This is a genomic window from Paraburkholderia piptadeniae (assembly GCF_900007165.1).
GTDB lineage: Bacteria > Pseudomonadota > Gammaproteobacteria > Burkholderiales > Burkholderiaceae > Paraburkholderia > Paraburkholderia piptadeniae.
Genome location: NZ_CYGY02000018.1, coordinates 18,432 through 39,616, shown reverse-complemented (window position 1 = coordinate 39,616; position 21,185 = coordinate 18,432). Strand labels below are relative to the sequence as shown.

The 21,185-nt window shown below is 63.3% G+C and carries 19 protein-coding genes; 10 read left to right on the top strand and 9 right to left on the bottom strand.

Translation table 11 applies throughout. The features are described from left to right. Window positions 1-36: 36 nt before the first annotated feature. The 5 genes from betI to BN2476_RS08725 all read left to right on the top strand — a co-directional run bounded on the left by betI (window position 37) and on the right by BN2476_RS08725 (window position 5,957). On the top strand, window positions 37-627 hold the full coding sequence (betI, locus tag BN2476_RS08745; protein WP_087733760.1) for a transcriptional regulator BetI: 591 nt from the start codon (window positions 37-39) through the stop codon (window positions 625-627). A 53-nt stretch (window positions 628-680) separates the two neighbouring features. Continuing rightward, window positions 681-2,150 carry a betaine-aldehyde dehydrogenase gene (betB, locus tag BN2476_RS08740; RefSeq protein ID WP_087733759.1) on the top strand — a complete coding sequence of 490 codons (1,470 nt, stop codon included), beginning with the start codon at window positions 681-683 and terminating at the stop codon, window positions 2,148-2,150. Window positions 2,151-2,161: 11 nt separating this feature from the next. Further along, complete coding sequence (gene betA / locus BN2476_RS08735) at window positions 2,162-3,880, top strand: choline dehydrogenase (RefSeq protein WP_087733758.1); 1,719 nt, start codon at window positions 2,162-2,164, stop codon at window positions 3,878-3,880. Window positions 3,881-4,035: 155 nt separating this feature from the next. Further along, a complete protein-coding gene (locus BN2476_RS08730) occupies window positions 4,036-5,481 on the top strand; it encodes an MFS transporter (protein ID WP_087733757.1) in 1,446 nt (481 codons plus the stop codon). 275 nt (window positions 5,482-5,756) lie between these two features. Next, on the top strand, window positions 5,757-5,957 hold the full coding sequence (locus tag BN2476_RS08725) for a hypothetical protein (protein ID WP_087733756.1): 201 nt from the start codon (window positions 5,757-5,759) through the stop codon (window positions 5,955-5,957). Window positions 5,958-6,023: 66 nt separating this feature from the next. Here the strand turns inward: BN2476_RS08725 and BN2476_RS08720 are convergent, their stop codons facing one another. From BN2476_RS08720 to BN2476_RS08690, 7 genes are all read right to left on the bottom strand, one after another. Next, the gene (locus tag BN2476_RS08720) at window positions 6,024-7,214 is read right to left on the bottom strand and encodes a metallophosphoesterase (RefSeq protein ID WP_235850766.1); all 1,191 of its coding nucleotides are present in this window, start codon (window positions 7,212-7,214) and stop codon (window positions 6,024-6,026) included. A gap of 295 nt (window positions 7,215-7,509) precedes the next feature. Beyond that, window positions 7,510-8,844 (bottom strand): sigma-54 dependent transcriptional regulator, encoded by a 1,335-nt coding sequence (locus tag BN2476_RS08715; protein ID WP_087733754.1) that lies wholly within the window; start codon window positions 8,842-8,844, stop codon window positions 7,510-7,512. An 835-nt stretch (window positions 8,845-9,679) separates the two neighbouring features. Then, window positions 9,680-10,162, bottom strand: coding sequence for an OsmC family protein (locus BN2476_RS08710; protein WP_087733753.1), 483 nt, complete (start codon window positions 10,160-10,162; stop codon window positions 9,680-9,682). 43 nt (window positions 10,163-10,205) lie between these two features. Continuing rightward, window positions 10,206-11,138, bottom strand: a complete 933-nt coding sequence (locus tag BN2476_RS08705; protein WP_087733752.1) for a 2-hydroxyacid dehydrogenase — start codon at window positions 11,136-11,138, stop codon at window positions 10,206-10,208. 133 nt (window positions 11,139-11,271) lie between these two features. Further along, entirely contained in the window at window positions 11,272-11,781 is a 510-nt protein-coding gene (locus BN2476_RS08700; RefSeq protein WP_087733751.1) for a DUF1697 domain-containing protein, read from the bottom strand. Window positions 11,782-11,940: 159 nt separating this feature from the next. Continuing rightward, window positions 11,941-12,762, bottom strand: a complete 822-nt coding sequence (locus BN2476_RS08695) for an alpha/beta fold hydrolase (RefSeq protein WP_087733750.1) — start codon at window positions 12,760-12,762, stop codon at window positions 11,941-11,943. A gap of 334 nt (window positions 12,763-13,096) precedes the next feature. After that, complete coding sequence (locus BN2476_RS08690) at window positions 13,097-13,297, bottom strand: hypothetical protein (RefSeq protein ID WP_087733749.1); 201 nt, start codon at window positions 13,295-13,297, stop codon at window positions 13,097-13,099. Between the two features lie 280 nt (window positions 13,298-13,577). Between BN2476_RS08690 and BN2476_RS08685 the strand changes: the two genes are divergently transcribed. Next, window positions 13,578-14,786 carry a polysaccharide pyruvyl transferase family protein gene (locus BN2476_RS08685; protein WP_087733748.1) on the top strand — a complete coding sequence of 403 codons (1,209 nt, stop codon included), beginning with the start codon at window positions 13,578-13,580 and terminating at the stop codon, window positions 14,784-14,786. Window positions 14,787-14,941: 155 nt separating this feature from the next. Further along, window positions 14,942-16,408 (top strand): sensor domain-containing diguanylate cyclase, encoded by a 1,467-nt coding sequence (locus tag BN2476_RS08680; protein WP_087733747.1) that lies wholly within the window; start codon window positions 14,942-14,944, stop codon window positions 16,406-16,408. A 26-nt stretch (window positions 16,409-16,434) separates the two neighbouring features. Here the strand turns inward: BN2476_RS08680 and BN2476_RS08675 are convergent, their stop codons facing one another. Then, entirely contained in the window at window positions 16,435-16,749 is a 315-nt protein-coding gene (locus BN2476_RS08675; protein ID WP_087733746.1) for a VOC family protein, read from the bottom strand. A gap of 161 nt (window positions 16,750-16,910) precedes the next feature. Between BN2476_RS08675 and BN2476_RS08670 the strand changes: the two genes are divergently transcribed. Beyond that, the gene (locus BN2476_RS08670; RefSeq protein ID WP_087733745.1) at window positions 16,911-17,303 is read left to right on the top strand and encodes a VOC family protein; all 393 of its coding nucleotides are present in this window, start codon (window positions 16,911-16,913) and stop codon (window positions 17,301-17,303) included. 33 nt (window positions 17,304-17,336) lie between these two features. On the opposite strand, the gene BN2476_RS08665 is transcribed toward BN2476_RS08670, so the two are convergent. Continuing rightward, the gene (locus BN2476_RS08665; RefSeq protein WP_087733744.1) at window positions 17,337-18,323 is read right to left on the bottom strand and encodes an AraC family transcriptional regulator; all 987 of its coding nucleotides are present in this window, start codon (window positions 18,321-18,323) and stop codon (window positions 17,337-17,339) included. A 363-nt stretch (window positions 18,324-18,686) separates the two neighbouring features. On the opposite strand from BN2476_RS08665, the gene BN2476_RS08660 reads away from it, so the two are divergent. Together BN2476_RS08660 and BN2476_RS08650 are read left to right on the top strand one after the other, a co-directional pair. Further along, the gene (locus BN2476_RS08660; protein WP_087733743.1) at window positions 18,687-19,739 is read left to right on the top strand and encodes an NAD(P)-dependent alcohol dehydrogenase; all 1,053 of its coding nucleotides are present in this window, start codon (window positions 18,687-18,689) and stop codon (window positions 19,737-19,739) included. 390 nt (window positions 19,740-20,129) lie between these two features. Then, the gene (locus tag BN2476_RS08650; RefSeq protein ID WP_087733742.1) at window positions 20,130-21,089 is read left to right on the top strand and encodes a LysR family transcriptional regulator; all 960 of its coding nucleotides are present in this window, start codon (window positions 20,130-20,132) and stop codon (window positions 21,087-21,089) included. Window positions 21,090-21,185: the final 96 nt, after the last annotated feature.

Genomic DNA, 21,185 nt, shown 5'->3' with positions numbered 1-21,185 from the left:
TAGAGTGACGACTTTCGGCAAACCTCGCGGGACACCATGCCCAAAGTCGGAATGCGCGAAGTGCGTCGCGCGCAGCTGATCGACGCCACGCTGCTCACGATCGACCAGGCCGGTCTGTCGGGCACGACACTCGCGTCCGTCGCACAGCGCGCGAACATTTCGACGGGCATCGTGAGCCACTATTTCGGCGACAAGGACGGCCTGCTCGAAGCCACGATGCGCCATATCCTGCGCGATCTGTGGGCCGCCACGACGCGCCGCCGCATCGCCGCAAAGCCGCAGCCGCGCGCGCGTTTGCGCGCGATCGTCGCGGCGAATTTCGACGTATCGCAAGTGAGCGGCCCCGTGATGAAGACGTGGCTCGCGTTCTGGACGGAGAGCATGCACGAGCCCGCGCTGCGCCGCTTGCAGCGCGTGAACACACGCCGCCTCTATTCGAACCTGTGCGCGGAGTTCGCGAAGGCGTTGCCGCGCGCGTCCGCGCGGCGCGCTGCCAGCGGCCTCGCGGCGATGATCGACGGACTGTGGCTGCGCGGCGCGTTGTCGGGCGATCCGTTCGACACGAAAGCGGCGCTGCGCCTCGCCAACGACTACATCGACCTGCTGCTCGCGCGCAACGGCTCATAAAGCGCGCGCGCAGCGCTGCACCACGAACACCCGCATTTCAAGGAGAAACCCAGATGCCCGTCTATGGCCTGCAACGTCTCTACATCGGCGGCGAATATGTCGACGCCACGAGCGGCGTCACCTTCGACACGCTCGATCCCGCCACGGGCGAAACGCTCGCGACCGTGCAGCAAGCAAGCGTTGCCGACATCGAACGCGCCGTGCAATCCGCGCGCGAAGGCCAGCGCGTATGGGCCGCGATGACGGCGATGCAGCGCTCACGCATCCTGCGCCGCGCGGTGGACCTGCTGCGCGAGCGCAACGACGAACTCGCCGAACTCGAAATGCGCGATACGGGCAAGCCGATTGCGGAAACACGCGCGGTCGACATCGTCACGGGCGCGGACGTGATCGAGTACTACGCGGGCCTTGCCACAGCCATCGAAGGCCAACAGATTCCGCTGCGCGCCGAATCGTTCGTCTATACGCGGCGCGAGCCGCTCGGCGTCACGGCGGGCATCGGCGCATGGAACTATCCGATCCAGATCGCGTGCTGGAAGTCCGCGCCCGCGCTCGCGGCCGGCAACGCGATGATCTTCAAGCCGAGCGAGGTCACGCCGCTCTCAGCGTCGAAGCTCGCGGAAATCTATCTGGAAGCGGGCGTGCCGCCCGGCGTGTTCAATGTCGTGCAAGGCGACGGGCGCGTCGGCGTGATGCTGGGCGCGCATCCCGGCATCGCGAAGATCTCGTTCACGGGCGGCGTCGAGACGGGGAAGAAAGTGATGTCGATGGCGGGCGCTTCGTCGCTGAAGGAAGTGACGATGGAGCTCGGCGGCAAGTCGCCGCTGATCGTCTTCGACGATGCGAACCTCGACCGCGCCGCCGATATCGCCGTCACGGCCAACTTCTTCAGCGCGGGACAGGTGTGCACGAACGGCACGCGCGTGTTCGTGCATCAATCGGTGCAGCAGGCATTCGAAGAGCGCGTGATCGAGCGCGTGAGGCGCATCCGCATCGGCAAGCCATCGGACCCGTCGACGAATTTCGGGCCGCTCGCGAGCGCCGCGCAAATGGACAAGGTGCTCGGCTACATCGAGAGCGGCGAACAGGAAGGCGCGCGGCTTGTGCTGGGCGGCGCGCGCATCACCGACGGCGACTACGCGCGCGGCCAGTACGTGCAGCCGACCGTGTTCTCGAACTGCCGCGACGACATGAAGATCGTGCGCGAAGAGATCTTCGGCCCGGTGATGAGCATTCTGACCTTCGCCGATGAAGAGGACGTGATCGCGCGCGCGAACGACACGATCTACGGGCTCGCAGCGGGTGTCGTCACCGAGAATCTGTCGCGCGCGCATCGCGTGATTCATCGGCTCGAAGCAGGCATCTGCTGGATCAACACGTGGGGCGAGTCGCCCGCCGAAATGCCCGTGGGCGGCTACAAGCAATCGGGCGTGGGCCGAGAGAACGGCATCACGACACTCGAGCACTACACGCGCATCAAGTCCATCCAGGTCGAACTGGGCCCATATCAGCCCGTGTTTTGAGGGAGCGCAGCATGGCAGCGAAAGAGTACGACTACATCATCATCGGTGCGGGATCGGCGGGCAATGTGCTCGCCACCCGTCTGACGGAAGACCGCGACGTGACCGTGCTGCTGCTCGAAGCGGGCGGTCCCGACTACCGCTTCGACTTTCGCACGCAGATGCCCGCGGCGCTCGCGTATCCGTTGCAGGGACGCCGCTACAACTGGGCCTATGAAACGGACCCCGAGCCGTTCATGAACAATCGACGCATGGAATGCGGACGCGGCAAGGGGCTGGGCGGCTCGTCGCTGATCAACGGCATGTGCTATATCCGCGGCAACGCGCTCGACTACGACGGCTGGGCCGAAAGAAAAGGCCTTGAAAACTGGACCTATCTGAATTGCCTGCCGTATTTCCGCAAGGCCGAGACGCGCGATATCGGCGCGAACGACTATCACGGCGGCGACGGCCCCGTGCATGTGACGACCAGCAAGCCCGGTGTGAATCCCCTCTTCGAAGCGATGATCGAAGCAGGCGTGCAGGCCGGCTATCCGCGCACCGACGACCTCAATGGCTATCGGCAGGAAGGCTTCGGCCCGATGGACCGCACGGTGACGGCGAACGGCCGCCGCGCCAGCACCGCGCGCGGCTACCTGGATCAGGCGAAGCAGCGCGCGAACCTCACGATCGTCACGCACGCAACCACCGATCGCATTCTCTTTAGCGGCAAGCGCGCACAAGGCGTCGTGTATCTGGACGGTCAGGCGCAGATCACCGTGCATGCGCGCCGCGAAGTGCTGCTCTGTAGCGGCGCGATCGCGTCGCCGCAGATCCTGCAACGCTCGGGCGTCGGCCCCGGCGCGTGGCTGCGCGAATTTGACATTCCCGTCGTGCTCGATCTTCCCGGCGTGGGCCAGAACTTGCAGGATCACCTCGAGATGTACATGCAGTACGAGTGCAAGGAGCCCGTGTCGCTCTATCCCGCGCTGCTGCTGCGCAATCAGCCCGCGATCGGCATCGAATGGATGCTGAAGGGCACGGGCATCGGCGCGAGCAATCATTTCGAGGCGGGCGGCTTCATTCGCACGCGTGACGACGACCCGTGGCCGAACATCCAGTATCACTTCCTGCCCGTCGCGATCAACTACAACGGCACGAACGCGATCAGAATGCACGGCTTCCAGGCGCACGTCGGCTCGATGCGCTCGCCGAGCCGCGGCCGCGTGAAGCTGCGTTCGCGCGATCCGCGCGAGCATCCGTCGATTCTCTTCAACTACATGGCCGAAGCGCTCGACTGGCGCGAGTTCCGCGACGCGATCCGCATTACGCGCGAGATCATCGCGCAACCGGCACTCGACCGTTTTCGCGGCCGCGAGCTGAGCCCCGGCGCGGAGCTGCAAACCGATGCGCAGATCGACGCGTTCGTGCGTGCGCGCGCGGAGACCGCGTACCATCCGTCGTGCTCGTGCGCGATGGGCTACGACAACATGGCCGTCGTCGATAGCGAAGGACGCGTGCATGGTCTCGAAGGCCTGCGCGTCGTCGATGCATCGATCATGCCGCGCATCACGACGGGCAACCTGAATGCGCCGACCATCATGCTCGCGGAAAAAATCGCCGATCGAATTCGCGGACGCAAGCCGCTCGCGCGCTCGACCGCGCCCTACTATGTGGCGAACGGCGCACCGGCGCGTGGCGCGACTATCGTTGCGCATGCACAGGCACGGAGCATGGCAACGCATACGCATTGACGGGCATCGACGGGCCGTGTGCGTCGTCAGCCGATGACGCACACGTTCCACTGCAATGCCGAATCTGTTCTATATGACGGATTAATGGCGGCGTCTACTGGAGCGGACCGGAGCAACAGAACACCGGCCTCTTCCTTCATCCATTCGAGGATGCCATGCCGACCAACGCTTCTTCATCCGTCTCTTTGTCCACGAAAAGGCCCAGCGCCGCCGCGCGTCTCGAACGCCTTCCTTTCTCGGGCTATCACCGCACCATCTTCATCATCATCGCGATCGCGTTCTTTTTCGACTCCGTCGATCTGGGCACGATGACCTTCGTGCTCGGCTCGATCAAGACCGAGTTCGGCCTGTCGAGCGCGATGGCCGGGCTCGTCGCCAGCGCGAGCTTCTTCGGCATGGTGCTGGGCGCCGCCGTCGCGGGCCTGTTCGCCGATCGCTTCGGGCGCCGGCCCGTGTTCCAGTGGAGCATGGTGCTGTGGGGCCTCGCATCGTATCTGTGCTCGACGGCGCAAAGCGTCGACGCATTGATCGTGTATCGCGTGCTGCTCGGCATCGGCATGGGGATGGAGTTCCCGATCGCGCAGACGCTCCTCTCCGAGTTCGTGCCGACGGCCTCGCGCGGACGTCTCGTCGCGCTGATGGACGGCTTCTGGCCATTGGGCTTCATCGCGGCCGGCTGCGTGTCGTTCTTCGTGCTGCCGCAATTCGGCTGGCGCACGGTGTTCGCATTGCTCGCGATTCCCGCCGTCTTCGTGCTGATCGTGCGCCGCATCGTGCCCGAGTCGCCGCGCTGGCTCGAACATCGCGGACGCGAGGCGCAAGCCGATGCCGTGCTCGAGCAGATCGAAGCGAAGGTGATGAAGTCGAAAGGCATCCGCTCGCTGCCCGCGCCGTCGATGCGCGCCGATCCCGCCCCGCGTTCGAAACATGGCGCGTTTCGCGAAATCTGGAGCGCGGCGTACCGCAGGCGCACGATCATGGTCTGGGCGCTGTGGTTCTTCGCGCTGCTCGGCTTCTATGGCCTCACGTCATGGCTCGGCGCATTGATGCAGCAGGCGGGCTTCGCCGTGACGAAATCGGTGCTCTATACGGTGCTCATTTCGCTCGGCGGCGTGCCCGGCTTTCTGTGCGCCGCATGGCTCGTCGAACGCTGGGGCCGCAAGCCGACCTGTATCGCGTCGCTGGCGGGCGGCGGCATCATGGCCTATCTGTACGGACAGACGGCGCTGCACGCGGACAGCGTGACGCTGCTGATCTGCACGGGCCTCGCGATGCAGTTCTTCCTGTTCGGCATGTGGGCCGCGCTATATACCTACACGCCCGAACTGTACGGCACAGGCGCGCGGGCCACCGGTTCGGGCTTCGCGTCGGCGATCGGCCGTGTCGGCTCGCTGATCGGCCCCTATGCGGTCGGCGTCGTGCTGCCCGTCTTCGGACAAGGCGGTGTGTTCACGCTCGGCGCGCTGTCGTTCGGTGTCGCGGCGCTCGCCGTGTGGGTGATGGGCATCGAGACAAAGGGCCTGTCGCTCGAAACGCTCGTGTCACAGGTCGATGACGACGCCGCGGACGACTATCGCGTCGCCGTCGACGATGCCCGCTGATCTGCGGCCCCGCGTCGGCCGCGCGTATTGTCGATCGTCAACGGGCTTTCCGTTTGCTGTATCGGGCTTACTCGCGCGTAAGCCTGTTACAGCCGCGCGCCATCTTTCGAGCCGCGTTCCGCACATGATCGCGCGCTCGTGCGCAAGGCGCGTCCTTTCACGATTGTCAAACCTGTAACGGCGTAACGTCATGAAACACATCCGTAGTCAAACTGTAGCGGCGTCCAACTAGCATGTGCGGGACTGATCGCTCACTCGACTATGGAGGTGTCCCGATGTTGAGCCCTCACGAAATCGCGACGCTCATGCTGTTGAACAGCAATGAGCACCGTCTCGAATCGCTCGACCCCGATGTGCTCGCTTTGCGTCATTACGAACTCGTCGAAGTGCGCGATCGCGGCGGCACGACTGCGTTGCAGATCAGCGCGCGCGGCCGCGATCTGCTCAAGCGTCTAGGGATGGATGCGGCGCACTGAATGCCGCCGATCGCGGCCGGCGTCGAACCCGCGCGGCGGCACGCGATCCGATGTCGCGGCAGCGGACTACCGCCGATGTGGGTCCGCAGTATCGGCAGCTGGACGCCCGTCGTTCACAAAGGTGTGCAGGCTCATGCGCACTGTGATGTGCATGCCGCCCGATGCAAAAGACGTCAACGGCTCCCGTTTGGGCTGAGATTCGGGCGCGAGTTGCGGCGCGTCGTCCGCGACGCTCTGCTCGATGACGGGACTTGCAGCGGCCGTCGTGGCAGGACTCTGAGCGGCAGCGGCGCTCTCCGCCATCGCGGGCGGCTCGGCCGCCACGGGTGCCGCTTCAGCTTCAACCGAGGCTTTTTCAGCCACGGGCTCGGGTGCGAGCCCGGGATTGCGTCGAATCAAACGCTCCGACATCGCAGGCTCATGACGAACCGGCTCTTCATGAACCGGCTCTTTATGAGCAGGCTCCTTATGACCCTGTTCTTCATGAATGGGCTCTTGTCGAACAGCCTCCGATGCACCAACGGACGAACGGTCGAACACGTCGACCCACTGCGGCACGTCCGCGAGATCCATGACCGTGAGCTTGCCGCCGTATACGGCGCCCGTGTCGATATTGATCACGTTGTCTTTCGCGGTAACGCCGGACACAGGCGTATGGCCGACGATCACGGCCGTCACGTTGTCGACGCGCCCCGTTGCATGCGCGTGCGAGCGCACGCTTCGCTTCGCCCTGTCGAGCAATCCTCGCAACGTGCTGCGCGAAGGCTCGGGATGCGGCTGATACGTCTTCCAGCGCGTGCGCGCCCAGATGGCCTTGCGGCGCATCGAGCCATTGGGCGACTCGCGTTCGATTTCACGCACGAACGTCGTCCAGTCCGACGTGGGCGAATCCGCGTGCACGATGCCGACGATGCCGTGTTCCGTTTCGATTTCGATCACATACGGCAGCGACGCCATGTAGTCGGCGATGCGGTCGATCCAGTCCATGTCCTCGGCGCGATCGAGCAGCCAGTTCGCGCCGTTGCCCAGCAGCGAGAGCGCCTGCTCTTCGCCGTGATGCCAGCGCACGATGACATCTTCGTGATTGCCCTTTACGGACTTGATGCGATAGCGCTCCACGGCTTCCAGCACGCAATCGGAGTCCGGCCCTCGATCGACGAGGTCGCCGACGGCAAAAAGCCGGTCACGCCGTGGGTCGAAATGGCGGGCTTCGAGTTCTGCGCGTAATTGTCCGAAGCAGCCATGAATGTCGCCCACGACGAAGTCACGACCTGAGTCATTACGCGGATAACGGATAACAGCGCGATAGGGCTCTTTCATGGCTCACAGTGAACGAAATAACGACGAAATACATTGGTGAATCCCGCAAAAAAGCGGCATAAAAACTAGCAAAGAATTCCTTTTGAAAAATGACAGCAAAGACCGCCGCTACGCGCGAGCGGCATGGATAAAGCATAGCGCGTGGGGATGTCGCCAGGTGCTACACAAAAATGGTTTGTGTAACTGTTCGTGAAGCGCACTTCAGCAAGCGCACAAGCGGCCTGGCTCCGGCTTACGCGGAATCCGCCTGTAGCAAGGCGTCCGTCGGCGCGACCCGCTTGCAGTCCGACGCGAGCATGCGCGAGAGCAGGACTCTCGAAATGTGCAGCTCGGTCGCGGCTGCATCGAGCTGGCCCTGGTTGCGTGCGACTGCGAGTTCGACGGCGGCCCACTCGGGAACCTCATCCGTCTCGTCGGCTGGCCTCAGCAGCGGGCCCTGGGCGACCTTGTCGAAGCCCAGATCCGCAGCCGTAATCAACTGGCCTCTGCCGACCACGATCGCGCGCCGGATGCGGTTGATCAGCTCCTGCACGTTGCCGGGCCATGTGTGCGTGTCGAGTGCTTCCCATGCGCAGACGGAAAAACCTTGCACACCATGACGCGAATCGGAGCGAAAGCTCATCAGCAACCACGAAGCGAGCAAACGGATATCGGCGCCGCGATCGCGCAGCGCCGGAAGCGTGATCGTGTTCCCCGCGAACAACGCAACAAGGCGCGGATGCAGACGATGTTCCTCTTTCGCGCGTTGCAAGTCGAAGTGTGTCGAGCAGATGATGCGCACATTGCGCGGCCCGCTGTCGAGCAGATCTGCGAGACGTTGTTGCGCCGCGAGCGGCAGTTCGCAGATGCCGTCTATATACAGTGAGCCGCCCTCCGCCATTTCCAGGCGGGATCGCCGATTGCCCCCTTCGACTTCGCTCTCCCCGTCGCCAAATAGTTCGGCCACGAGCCGCTCGGGCGTGTAGGCCGCGCAATGGATCGATACCCATGGTCCATCGCGGCGCACGGACCCCGAATGGATCGCCGTTGCCGTCATCGTCTTGCCGCTTCCCGATTCGCCGACGATCATCACGGGCCGCTCGTGCTCGCACGCGCGCCGGATCGCCGCGCGCACGTCGGTCATCGCGGCGCACGCGCCGATCATCGCCGGCGAGTCGTCGTCCGTGCTCTTGCGTTCGTCGCCATCCCCCGTCGACGATTCATACACGCGATCGATGGTCTGCGCGATCAGCTCGGCGGCAGCGGGCAGCGTAATGCAGTTCACGCAGCGCGTGCGCACGATCCGGCGTATTTCCGGGTCGTTCAGATGCGCCTTGGTGACGACGGCGACCCAGCTGATTTCAGCACTTGCTTTTGTCAGTACGTCGACTTCGTTCAGATCGTCCGGAATGGTCAGCGACGAGAACTCGATCAAACCGGCCGCCCGTTCATCGGCAAGCAACGCAGTGCCTTGCCTCTCGCGAACGTCGATGCAGCGAATACGCCATAACTCAGACGGCAAATTGCCGTCGAGGCACGCCAGTTCAGGGTTGCACACGTGATAGAGCCGCTTTAGCTTGAGGTCCATGATGTAATCGGTTTTCCCGCCTCGATTGGTCGACATGTACCGACAGCATTACGTCCCCGGGAATTCGTTCGCGATCGGTTACTCAAAAATTAACGGAATCGCGACCCGTTATGCATCAACGGTTGTTACTGTTTGAAAACGTCGAATCGCGACTACACGTTGGCGATTTTGAGCGCCCTGTGCACGCAGTCCGCGCGCAAACGCACGTTTCCAAAGGGGAAAAAAGTTTGGCGGTAGGGATCGCGCGGAGGCCCAGGTCGACCTCCAGGTAACGATCCTTTACATAAGACACGATTTACTGTGGCGGCCGGGACACAGCCTCAGACGGGCGTGCATGGGGCGCGGAAGTTCTTCCCCATTCGATTGCCGAGTAGCGAGAAAAGTACTGAAGGTGGCGCGTGATGTGCAGTGAGGGTCGGTAATTCTGAATGGGTCGAGTCCAAAAGTGACATGCTTACCTGATGAACCACACAACTCGCACTGCGATTTTAGCCTGCAAAACTTAAGCGACGCTGATGCCCCGAAATCGACCATCCACACAGAGATGAAGAATGTCACAGTTGCAACCACGACATAACGACTCTTTTATTGTGCGTGCAGTTCCACATGTCGGTGACAGCGCGCGACTCGAACGCGATGCCGTCGCCAGTTGCGTAGCGAATCACGTCGCAGTTAAGCAAATCTTCAGGAGGCGCCCGGACAATGGCAATTCTCTCGGGTTCTGGCAATGGCCCTCGGAAAGGCCAGAATCCTTTCGGGCCGGCCCTCACGGGACCGGCCTTTTTTTGTTGCCTGCGCTCGCACGGCCAAACGCAGCGATAAGCCGCGCTGCCGCTCAACCCGCTGCGTCGAAGCTCCACGTTCCCTCGACATCGATCACCGTCTTCACCGAGTTCGCCAGAAAACACGCATCATGCGCGAGATGATGCAGATGGTGGAGCGCATCATCGCTCGGCGCTTTCGAGCCCGCAAATGCAACGGCCGGTTTCAGCACGACACGTGTCACCACTTCCTTGCCTGCTTCGTTCTTCGCCATCGTGCCTTCGGCTTCGTCGCGATACGAGGTCACGACATAACCTTCGCCAGCTGCAATCGACAGAAACCACAGCATGTGGCAACTCGACAATGCCGCGACGTATGCCTCTTCGGGATCGACACCCGCCGGATCGGAGAACGGCACGCGCACCACGTGCGGCGAACTCGATGCGGGCACGACCGCGCCGCCGTCGAACGTCCAGCGATGCGCGCGGCTATAGCGGTTGTCGGTGAACGGGCTGCCGTTACTGCTCCATTCGATCAGTGCCGTATGTTTGGCCATATGTGTGAGGTCCTCGCGTGGTGAGCAATCCGATGAGCGTGAGTCAAATGGGCGTGAGCACGTCTTCGCCCGCAAAGTGGCGCGTGGCGTTCTCGATGAAAGTATCGACACAGGCCGCGTTCGCTTCCGGCGACGTGCCCGCCACATGCGGTGTGAGCACGATGTTGTTCAGATGCAGCAGCGCCTGTGGCGGATGCGGCTCGCTTTCGTACACGTCGAGCCCCGCTCCCGCAATCGCGCCACTCTTCAATGCATGCGCAAGGGCATCCGTATCCACGACGCTGCCGCGCGACACGTTGACGAGAAAACCGGTCGGCCCCAAAGCTTCGAGCACATGCGCGTCGATCAGATGATGCGTGCCCGCGCCGCCCGGCGTCGCCACGACGAGATAGTCGCTCCAGCGCGCGAGATCGCGCAGGTTGTCGAAGTAGCGCAACGTCACGCCGTCGCGCGGCTTGCGGTTGTGATAAGCGACGTCGATATCGAAACCGGCCGCGCGGCGCGCCACTTTCTCGCCGATACGTCCAAGACCGATGACGCCGAGCCGCTTGCCCGACACCGAGGGCCGCAACGGCAATGCATCACGCCAGATGCCGTCGCGTGTCGCGCGGTCGCGCTGAGGTACATCGCGCACGACGGCCAGCAGCAATGCAAACGCGTGATCGGCGACGCAATCGTCATTGGCGCCCGCGCCGTTCGTGAGCACGATGCCGCGTGTGCGCGCATGATCCGTCGCGATGTTCTCATAGCCCGCACCCAATGCGCTCACCAGTTCGAGCGCGGGCAACCGGTCGACTTCACTCGCGCTCAAGCCCGTCGTGCCATTGGTCAGCACCGCGCGAATCGTCGCGCCGTGCTTCGCGATCGACTTGGCGCGCGCTTCGTGCGTGGGCGCATAGAGGATGTCAAACGAAGCGGCGATGCGCTCGCGATTGTCGTCGGGAAGGGAAGTCAGTACGAGCAGGGACGGTTTCATGAGCGAAGCGCAAGCAGGAAACGAAAGGTGGTGCAAGAGACGTGCTGCAACGAAGTACCGGCAACGCGCAGTGTAGCAACAAGCCGTATCGGCCGCAGCGGGCCTGGCCATTGCTCGCCGCCACTGCTCGCCGTCATTGCGCGGCCCATTCCGCCAGCGTCGCGATCGTGTTGATATTGCGCGCGGTCCCCGTTTTCGCGGCGGGAATCTTCAGTTTCGAGTTCGCCATCCCTTCGCCGTAATGCACGTAGATTTCCTGCTTGCCGAGCGCGACCTTTTCGTTTCCCTGGCCGGTCATGTGTTCGAGCGTATCGGCGGGCGGCGGGCCATCGAGAAAGATCGCAACGGTGCGGTTCGGCGCTTCGTCGCTGAACGGATTGGCGTGCAGCACGTCCGCCATTTCCTTGCCCGTGCGGATCAGCACGCCCACGGGCTTGCCCGCATAGGCTTCGAGACGGCTTTCGAGCGCCGCTTGCGCCGCGCGCCTAGCGAGCTTGCTCTCGAATACGACATTGCCGCTCGCAATGTACGTGCGAACGTCGATGAAGCCCGCTTCTTCGCATAGCCGGCGAAGCTCGGTCATCGGCAGCTTGCCGGTGCCGCCGACATTGACGGCCCGCAACAGCGCAACGTAGATGGTCATGTTCCGTTCGTGGAGTCGCGATGGATGCGATGTTATCGCGTCGGAAACGAATCGGAAACGCCCGTGTATCCGTATCACGCGACAGACCGTGGCGTTGAATAAAAGAACGGCGCATCCCGCAAAGGATGCGCCGCCATCGCATACGGCGTGCAAGCGCGCCTAGCCGTTGATGAACGCAAGCAGATCGGCGTTGACCTTGTCCGCCTCCGTCACGCACATGCCGTGCGGGCTGCCCTCGTAGACCTTGAACGTTGCGTTCTTCACGATCTCCGCCGCCTTCCTGCCCGCCGCGTCGATCGGCACGATCTGGTCGTCGCTGCCGTGCAGGATCAGCGTCGGCACGTCGAACTTCTTCAGGTCTTCCGTGTAGTCGACCTCGGAGAACTCGCGGATGCACTGATACTGGCCATGAATGCCGCCCGCCATGCCCTGCGCCCAGAACGCGTCGATCGTGCCTTGCGACACTTTTGCGTTCGGACGGTTGAAGCCGAAGAACGGATTCGCGAGGTCCTTGTAGAACTGCGAGCGGTTGTCGGCCACGCCCTTGCGGATGCCGTCGAACACGTCCAGCGGCAGGCCGCCGGGATTCGCGGCCGTCTTCAGCATCAACGGCGGCACGGCGCCGATCAGCACCGCCTTCGCGACGCGCTTCGTGCCGTGACGACCGATGTAGTGCGCGACTTCGCCGCCACCCGTCGAATGCCCGACGAGCGTCGCACCCTGAATATCGAGTGCGTCGAGCAGTTCGGCGAGATCGTCGGCGTACGTGTCCATATCATTGCCGTTCGACGGCTGGCCCGAGCGGCCATGTCCACGACGATCGTGTGCGATCACGCGAAAGCCCTTCTGCAACAGGAACAGCATCTGCGCATCCCACGCGTCCGCATCGAGCGGCCAGCCATGCGAGAAGACGACGGGACGGCCCGAGCCCCAGTCCTTGTAGAAAATCTGCGTGCCATCCTTCGTGGTGATCGTGCTCATTGAACTTCGCTCCTTTTCGGTGGTGACACATTGCGCCGCCGATGCGGCGGGTGGATCGACAGGAAAACAATGGGCAAGCGGAGAGCGCGATACCGATGCGCGCACAATCACCCATCAACGTCGTTTCGATCATCGACGCCGATGGTACAGCGCGACAAAACTCTCTTCAGCAGAGGGTCCGCGCGGCCATATGGGAGCGTGGCGCGCCGCGAAAAGACGCGTCGGATCGAAGGCAAATAGAGGCTGTGGCCCGCTATCGGAGCCAACCCATTTCGCCTTGTTCCGACTCGCCTCGACTCAATCGAGTAATGCGACGTGTGGCGTGGGTGTGCTGTCAATGCGCATTCCTGGGCGCAGCGCTGGCAACCGCGCCGTCTTGCGCGACGAGCGTTTGCATCTGCGCGGGCGCGTTCGCGCCGCCCGATTCCGTATCGTCGTGATGGGAGACGATCGCGTTGACGCCGGCTTCGGCGGCGGGTGTCGCAACATAGGGAATGAAGGCCGAGATGGCCACCACGATGACGTAAGTGAACATGACGCTGCCCCTGTTCTTTTCAGGCACGAAGAGGCACACCGGGATGCCGGTGCGCCGCCGACAGATCGTCGCCCGCTTTCACGGCGAAGCGCTTCTAATGGCTTCGCCGGAAAACACGTGTTCCTCGTATTGCGCGTGCCGTTCGCATGCTGTGCCGCGATGCGCGTTCACGTGGCCAATGCGCGAATTGCGTGTACCCTCCGTACAGATTCCGGTGACTCGTATGATCATTTGCACCGATAAACCGACGACCGGTTAAATCGATTCGTAGGGCATCGCAATGCGAAAGTCAAATGACGGCTCGACGCGCAAGCCATTACCCGTCGTACTGTTCGGCGCATTCGACCGGCACAATCTGGGCGACATGCTGTTTCCGCACGTCGTCGCGAGCATGCTGGAGGAGCGCGGCGTGCGCTTCGCGGGACTCGCGGCCCGCGATCTGCGCGCGCATGGCGGCCATCGGGTCGAAGCGCTTGTGCAGATGCACGAACGTGCGGTCGATCTGATCCACGTCGGCGGAGAAATCCTCACGTGCGACGCATGGGAAGCCGCCGTGATGCTGCAATCGCCCGACGACGCGCAACGGCTCATCGCGTCGCATCCGCACGATCGCCTTGCATGGGCGCATCGCGTGCTCGGCACGCAGGCGCATGCACCGTATGTGTGGTCGAAGGAAACGCTGCCCTCGGCCGCGCGCGTGCTCTTTCATGCGATCGGCGGCGTGGGCTTGAGCGGCCGCGACGACGCGCTGCGCGGCGAAGTGCTCGCGAAGCTCGCCGCCGCCGACGACGTCACCGTGCGCGATGCGCGCACGCAGGCATGGCTCGCGCGGTCCGGCGTCGACGCGCGGCTCGTGCCCGATTGCGCCGTCATGGTGGCGGACCTGTTCGGCAATACGATCCGCGAGCGCGCGTCGACGCCCGCCATCGAACGGATACGCGCAGCGGCGCCCGACGGCTATCTCGCCGTGCAGTTCAGCGCCGATTTCGGCGACGATGCGACGCTCGCTCAAATCGCCGCGCAACTGGACCGCGTCGCGCAAACGCACGGCCTTGCCATCGTGTTCTTTCGTGCCGGCGCGGCGCCGTGGCACGACGATCTGTCGTGCTTCGAGCGTACGGCCGCGCGCATGCACGGTGCGCGTGTCCACGTGTTCGATTCGCTGAATATCTGGGACATCTGCGCGCTGATCGCACACAGCCGCGCGTATCTCGGCAGCAGTCTGCATGGGCGGATCGTCGCGATGGCGTTTGCGCGGCCGCGCATCAATCTGCTGCATGACGACGACCTCGCGCGGCCCTGCAAGCAGACTGCCTTCGCCGAAACATGGGAGGACGCGGATTCGCCGAAGGCCGTCAGCGTGAGCAGACTGGCCGACGACGTGAACGACGCTTTATCGGTTGAACAGAATCGGCTCGATCAGACCGCCGCGCGGCTCGTCACGCTTTACCGCGACGATTTTCCGGCGCTCGCGGCGCATCTCGCCTGATCGGCACGCGACGGCGGCGACTGTAGATTCGCCGCCCTCTGCCGTTATCCCGTATGCGGTGCGCTCATCCATTCCAACGCCGTATGCCCGCTCTTTTCGCCGGGCATCGAAATTTGGCACCGTAGAATAGCGACACTTTCGATTCTGGACCCGTCATGCCCAACTCCTCCAGCCCGCGCAGCACAGCCGACGACGACTCCGAAATGTTCGATCTCGCCCCCGTCGCGCTGTGGCTAGAGGACTTCAGCGGCGTGAAGGCACTGTTCGAGGCGTGGCGCGAGCAGGGCGTGACCGATCTGCGCGCGCACATCGGCGAGGACGTGCGGCGCGTCGCCGAATGCGCGAGCCGCATCCGCGTGATCAAGGTGAACCAGAAGACGCTGTCGCTGTTCGAAGCCGCCGATTTCAGCTCGCTGACGGACAACCTTTCCACCGTCTTCCGCGACGACATGCTGAAGACGCACCTCGAAGAGCTGTGCCAGCTTTGGTCCGGCCAGCCGCACTTCACGAGCCAGACCGTCAACTACACGCTCGGCGGGCGGCGTCTCGACATACTGCTGAAGGGCAAGATCCTGCCGGGACATGAAGAACGCTGGGATCGCGTGCTGGTGTCGACGGAGGACATCACGGAGCTGGAAAACGCGCGCCATCGCGTGACGGCCGCCGAACAGCACGTGCGCGGGCTGTTCGAGCATTCGCCCGTGTCGCTGTGGGTCGAGGATTTCAGCACGGTCAAGCGCCTGCTCGACGAAGCGCGCGCCGCCGGCATCACCGATTTCCGCACGTTCACCGATGTCCACCCCGAATTCGTCGAGCGCTGCATGGCCGAGATTCACGTGATCGACGTGAACCGGCACACGCTGGAGATGTTTGCCGCGCCTGACAAGCGAACGCTGCTGTCCCGCCTGCCCGAAGTGTTCCGCGACGACATGCGCCCGCACTTCCGCGAGCAGTTGATCGATCTGTGGGACGGCAAGCTCTTTCAACAGCGCGAAGTGCTCAACTATTCGCTCGAAGCAAACGAGGTGCACGTGCACCTGCAATTCTCAGTGCTGCCGGGCCACGAGCGCACGTGGGACCTCGTGCTCGTCGCGCTGACCGATATCACCGCGCGCAAGAAGGCCGAGGCGTACCTGGAGTTTCTCGGCAAGCACGACGTGCTGACGAAACTGCGCAACCGTTCGTTCTACGTCGACGAATTGAACCGACTGGAGCGCAAGGGTCCGTTCCCGGTGACGGTCATCATGGCCGACCTCAATGGCCTGAAACGCGTCAACGACCAGCTGGGCCATGCCGCCGGCGACGCGCTGCTGCGCCGCGCCGGCGAAGTGCTCGCGAAGGCGATGGAAACGCCGTTCAACGCGGCGCGCATCGGCGGCGACGAGTTCGCGATCCTGCTGCCCGGCACCGACGAGCGCGGTGGCGCGGCGATGATCGACACGATCCGTCAGCTGGTCGATCTGAACAACCAGTTCTATCCGGGCTCGCCGATCAGCTTTTCGATGGGCGCCGCGACGGTGCAGCGCGGCGAGCGGATCGAAGAAGGCGTGCAGCGCGCCGATCTGCTGATGTACGAGGAAAAGCGCGCTCACTACACATCGCAGGAAACGGGCAGCAACTGAGCGGCGTGGGTTGCCCGGTTGCGCGCTCAGCTACGCGCGGGAACGCCGTATGCGCTGACGATGCGGCGATCCTGCTCCGCCGCTGAAAACAACTCCCATTCGAGCCCGTTCACATCGACGCTGCTCGAATAGCCTTCCGCCGAGTCGTCCTCGAAGCCGACGTGGCGCAATTGCCCTGCTTTTTCGGGCTTTTCGTTGATCGAGAAGTTGAGCAGATCGGTGCGCCACATCGCGTACTGTCCCGGCACCACGGCCGAAGGTGGCTGGCCGAGCCGGCGGCTATAGTCGGCAATCGATTCGTCGAGGTTCGCAACGGCCAGTGCAATGTGAAAACGCTTCATGATGTCAGGCTCCGCGTCGGGGTTATCTGGTTGACGGCACGACCATCGTAGTCACGCTGCGCACGCGTAGCCAGATCAGCAGTCATGCTGGTATCGGCGTTACCTGCCTGACGGGTTTGGATGGGCCTGGATGGGTTTCGATCCGAAAGGAGCCGCTTTCGATGCTTTCCCACGTGTTCATCGGCGTCAACGATTTCGAGCGCGCGTATGCGTTCTATTCGGCTGTATTGCGCGAACTGGGCCTCGTGCCGAAGTTTCGCGAGGACGACAGGCCGTGGGCAGGATGGATGACACCCGGCGTCGCGCGGCCGCTCTTTCTGGTCGGCAGGCCGTTCGACGGGCAGCCGGCCGTCGCGGGCAACGGCCATATGGTCGCGCTGCTGGCACCGGATCGGCCGACCGTCGATCGCATGCACGCGACGGCGCTCGCGCACGGCGCCATCTGCGAAGGGCCGCCCGGACTGCGCCCCGAGTATCACGCGAACTACTACGGCGCGTACTTTCGCGACGCCGACGGCAACAAGCTCTGCGTCTGCTGCCACGACCGCGCGTGACCGCGCGGCCACAGCGCAGCCGGTCGCAACGCTTCAGTTCGTCGTCACATACTTGCGCACGGGCGCGGCGGGCCGCTGCGGCGGCGCCGAAATGGCCGGGTCCAGCGTGCCGCGCATGCGCTTCACTTCGTCGACGGGACTGAGGCCGAACAGCCGCTTGAACTCGCGGCTGAACTGCGACGCGCTCTCGTAACCGACGCGCGCAGCCGCCGCGCTCGCGTTGAGCCCATCCTGCACCATCAGCAGGCGCGCATGATGCAGACGTGTCGTCTTCACGTACTGCATCGGCGAAGTCGACGTGACGTTCTTGAACTGCGCATGAAACACGGCGAGGCTCATGCCGGACTCGCGCGCGAGCGTCTCGACATCCAGCGCGCCGTCGTACTCGGTGTGAATTCGGCGCAGCGCCTTCGCGATGCGCCCAAAGTGATGCTGATGCGTGAGCGCCGCGCGGATCGCATCGCCCTGCACGCCCGTCAGCACGCGGTAGCAGATTTCGCGCACGATCGACGGCGCGAGAATCCGCGCATCGAACGGCGACACCAGCGCTTCCAGCAGACGCAGCACGGCATCGCTCAACGGCTGGTCGAGCGGCGTCGAGTAGATGCCGCGCGGCTCGCTGTCGACGGCGCCATGCGTTTCGTTCAGCAGCATCAGAAGTTCCGCGACCATCGTCAGGTCGACGCGAATCGAAATGCCGAGGAACGGCTCTTCGATGCTCGCTTCCGTCTCGCATTCGAACGGCAGCGGCACCGAGAGCACCAGGTATTGCTGCGCATCGTAGATGTACGAGTGGCCGCCGAGATAGCCGCGCTTTCTGCCCTGGCAGACGATCACGATGCTCGGCTCGTACATGACGGGCCGGCGCGGCATCGGATGATTCGCGCGCAGGAACTTGACGCCTTCGAGCGGCGCGTCCGTCATGCCCTCGTTCGGCGCGAGCGTGCGCAATAGTTCGACCATGCGCTGCTGCGGTGTGCGTTGCGCGAGCGCGGTATTTGAAAATTTTGTGTCCGACATGATTAAATCCGTTCGACGCGTACATGATGCGCCATAGAATATGGCTTGAAATCTAGCATTAAATGGCCTACCGCGAACGGCACCAGGAGAAATAGGCAAGTCTTCAAGACCTTCAGGTATTCCCTGGGGCGCGTGCGATCCCTACCATGGGAACCCTGTCGCAAAGCCCGCTTTCTGTCCGCGACCACCGCCGTCTATCGCCTCTCGCACGAGGCAAGCGAAGCGCGCACCGCCGCCTTCCCGTTCATCGGACGGATATTCCAACGGACTCCCGCGTGCCTCGGCGCACGACAGATTCGCCCGCCGCGCGTTTTCAACGCGCGTGACGCCTCGCTGAATTGCATCACCAGAATTGGAGCTTTCATGACCACGACCCACGCTTACGCCGCAACCGACGCGCAATCGAAACTCGCGCCGTTCGAATTTCAGCGTCGCGAGTTGCGCGAACACGATGTGCATATCGAAGTCCTGTTTTGCGGCGTCTGCCATTCGGATCTGCATCAGGCTCGCAACGAATGGAAGAACACGATGTTCCCCGTCGTCCCCGGCCATGAGATCGTCGGCCGAGTGACGAAAGTTGGGCCGAAAGTGTCGAAGTACAAGGCCGGCGATCTGGTCGGCGTCGGCTGTCTCGTCGATTCGTGCCGTACCTGCGCGAGTTGCCAGGAAGGCCTCGAACAGTATTGCGAGAACGGCTTCGTCGGCACGTATAACGGGCAGGACCGCGTGACGGGCGCCGTTACTTACGGCGGGTATTCGACGCAACTCGTCGTCGACGAGGCGTTCGTGCTGCGCGTGCCGGAGAACCTCGATCCCGCGGGCGTCGCGCCGCTTCTGTGCGCGGGCATCACGACGTATTCGCCGCTGCGCACGTGGGGCGCGGGGCCGGGCAAGAAGGTCGGCATCGTCGGCCTGGGCGGCCTCGGTCACATGGGCGTGAAGCTCGCGCATGCGATGGGCGCGCACGTCGTGCTGTTCACGACGTCGCCGTCGAAGATCGACGACGCGAAGCGCCTCGGCGCCGACGAAGTGGTGATCTCGAAGAACCAGGCGGAGATGGATGCGCACGCGAACAGCTTCGATCTGATCGTGAACACGGTCGCGGCGCAGCACGATCTGAATCCGTTCATCAACCTGCTCAAGCGTGACGGCACGCTGACGCTGGTGGGTGCGCCGGAGCACGATCACCCGTCGCCGCAAGTGTTCAACCTGATCATGAAGCGCCGCCGTCTCGCGGGATCGCTGATCGGCGGCATCGCCGAAACGCAGGAAATGCTGGACTTCTGCGGCAAGCACGGCATCACCTCGGACATCGAGATGATTCCAATGCAGAAGATCAATGAAGCATACGAGCGCATGTTGAAGAGCGATGTGAAATACCGCTTCGTCATCGATCTCGATTCGCTCCGGAAGTAACGGGCAGCAGGACCCAACCGCTTTACCCCTTCCACCCGGGCCGCGCAGGACGGCGGCCTGTCCCTGCTTCCCGCGTTGTATCGCTCTTGAATCTGCTGTACCGGCGCGCCTTCCCGACGGGACGGGGCATGCCGTGGCTTTTCTTGCTGATTTGTCTTGTTGTGGAATGTCCCGTTTTTGAGCTTTGCATGGGACCGGGGTAGTGCGCTCTGCGTGGGGCTGGAGTAAGTGCTGAGGCACTAACTCCTGCCGACAGCTAAAGCGCCAACTCTGGTCGACCGCCTTGCATGGGACCAGAGTAAGTGCTAAAGCGCCAACTCTGGTCGACCGCTTTGCATGGGACCAGAGTAAGCGCTGAAGCACTAACTCTGGTCGACACAGGAGAGTTCCGTGATCGATCGTATCCAGGCGATGCGTACCTTCATGCGTATCGTCGATACCAATAGCTTTACCCGCGCCGCGCAATCGCTCGACATACCCCGCGCGACCGCGACGACGATTGTGCAGAATCTGGAAGCAATGCTCGGCACCGCGCTGCTCGTGCGCACGACGCGGCGTCTGAGCCTCACGCCGGAGGGCGCGGCATATTACGAACGCTGCGCGCAGATTCTCGCCGATATCGACGAGATGGAAGCAAGCTTGCGTCAAACGCAGGACAACCCGAGCGGACGGCTGCGCGTCGAAATGCCCGGCGCGGTGGCGACATCCATTGTCTTGCCGGCGCTCGACGATTTTCACGAGCGCTATCCGGCCATCGATCTGGCGATCGGCGTGAGCCATCGCAATGTCGATCTCGTCGGAGAGGCGGTGGATTGCAGCATCCAATTGGGCGAGTTGCCCGATTCAGGGCTAGCCGCGCGGCGACTCGGCACGCTGGAGCATGTGACGTGCGCGAGCCCCGCGTATCTGGAGCGCTATGGGATGCCGGAGAGTCTCGACGATCTGTCGAGACATGTCGCGGTGAACTGCATGTCGCCTCACAACGGCCGCGCCGTCGATTTCGACTTCGACGTCGGAGGGAGTCCGTTGACCGTGAAGGTGAATGGCTTCATCAAGGTCAGCGACGAGCATGCGTATCTGACTTGCGGCTTGCAAGGGCTCGGGTTGATCCAGCCCGCGCGGATCGCGGCGCAGCCGCTGCTCGAAAAGGGGCTGCTGCGCGAAGTGCTGCCGCAGTGGAAGCCGGTGCCGATGCCTGTGTCCGTTGCTTATGTCAAAGGGCGTCGCGTGTCGCCGCGCGTGCGTGCGTTCGTCGATTGGCTCGCTGAGCTGTTCGAGCATCAGGGGCACGTCGAGGCGGATATGTCGCGTGTGCGGCAGTTGATGCGTGGGGGGTTGCATGCGGCGTGAGGGTCCGTAGGCTGTTGAGGGAACCTCCCGCTCGCTTGTCCAGTCGGGAGGGCCCGATGCACGACAAATCACAACACCCGATTTCACACCGCTTTA

What these genes read in the sequence shown, in the direction of transcription:
- betI (WP_087733760.1), top strand. Translation starts at nt 37, where the DNA reads ATGCCCAAAGTCGGAATGCGCGAAGTGCGTCGCGCGCAGCTGATCGAC.
- betB (WP_087733759.1), top strand. Translation starts at nt 681, where the DNA reads ATGCCCGTCTATGGCCTGCAACGTCTCTACATCGGCGGCGAATATGTC.
- betA (WP_087733758.1), top strand. Translation starts at nt 2,162, where the DNA reads ATGGCAGCGAAAGAGTACGACTACATCATCATCGGTGCGGGATCGGCG.
- BN2476_RS08730 (WP_087733757.1), top strand. Translation starts at nt 4,036, where the DNA reads ATGCCGACCAACGCTTCTTCATCCGTCTCTTTGTCCACGAAAAGGCCC.
- BN2476_RS08725 (WP_087733756.1), top strand. Translation starts at nt 5,757, where the DNA reads ATGTTGAGCCCTCACGAAATCGCGACGCTCATGCTGTTGAACAGCAAT.
- BN2476_RS08715 (WP_087733754.1), bottom strand. Translation starts at nt 8,844, where the DNA reads ATGGACCTCAAGCTAAAGCGGCTCTATCACGTGTGCAACCCTGAACTG.
- BN2476_RS08710 (WP_087733753.1), bottom strand. Translation starts at nt 10,162, where the DNA reads ATGGCCAAACATACGGCACTGATCGAATGGAGCAGTAACGGCAGCCCG.
- BN2476_RS08705 (WP_087733752.1), bottom strand. Translation starts at nt 11,138, where the DNA reads ATGAAACCGTCCCTGCTCGTACTGACTTCCCTTCCCGACGACAATCGC.
- BN2476_RS08700 (WP_087733751.1), bottom strand. Translation starts at nt 11,781, where the DNA reads ATGACCATCTACGTTGCGCTGTTGCGGGCCGTCAATGTCGGCGGCACC.
- BN2476_RS08695 (WP_087733750.1), bottom strand. Translation starts at nt 12,762, where the DNA reads ATGAGCACGATCACCACGAAGGATGGCACGCAGATTTTCTACAAGGAC.
- BN2476_RS08690 (WP_087733749.1), bottom strand. Translation starts at nt 13,297, where the DNA reads ATGTTCACTTACGTCATCGTGGTGGCCATCTCGGCCTTCATTCCCTAT.
- BN2476_RS08685 (WP_087733748.1), top strand. Translation starts at nt 13,578, where the DNA reads ATGCGAAAGTCAAATGACGGCTCGACGCGCAAGCCATTACCCGTCGTA.
- BN2476_RS08680 (WP_087733747.1), top strand. Translation starts at nt 14,942, where the DNA reads ATGCCCAACTCCTCCAGCCCGCGCAGCACAGCCGACGACGACTCCGAA.
- BN2476_RS08675 (WP_087733746.1), bottom strand. Translation starts at nt 16,749, where the DNA reads ATGAAGCGTTTTCACATTGCACTGGCCGTTGCGAACCTCGACGAATCG.
- BN2476_RS08670 (WP_087733745.1), top strand. Translation starts at nt 16,911, where the DNA reads ATGCTTTCCCACGTGTTCATCGGCGTCAACGATTTCGAGCGCGCGTAT.
- BN2476_RS08665 (WP_087733744.1), bottom strand. Translation starts at nt 18,323, where the DNA reads ATGTCGGACACAAAATTTTCAAATACCGCGCTCGCGCAACGCACACCG.
- BN2476_RS08660 (WP_087733743.1), top strand. Translation starts at nt 18,687, where the DNA reads ATGACCACGACCCACGCTTACGCCGCAACCGACGCGCAATCGAAACTC.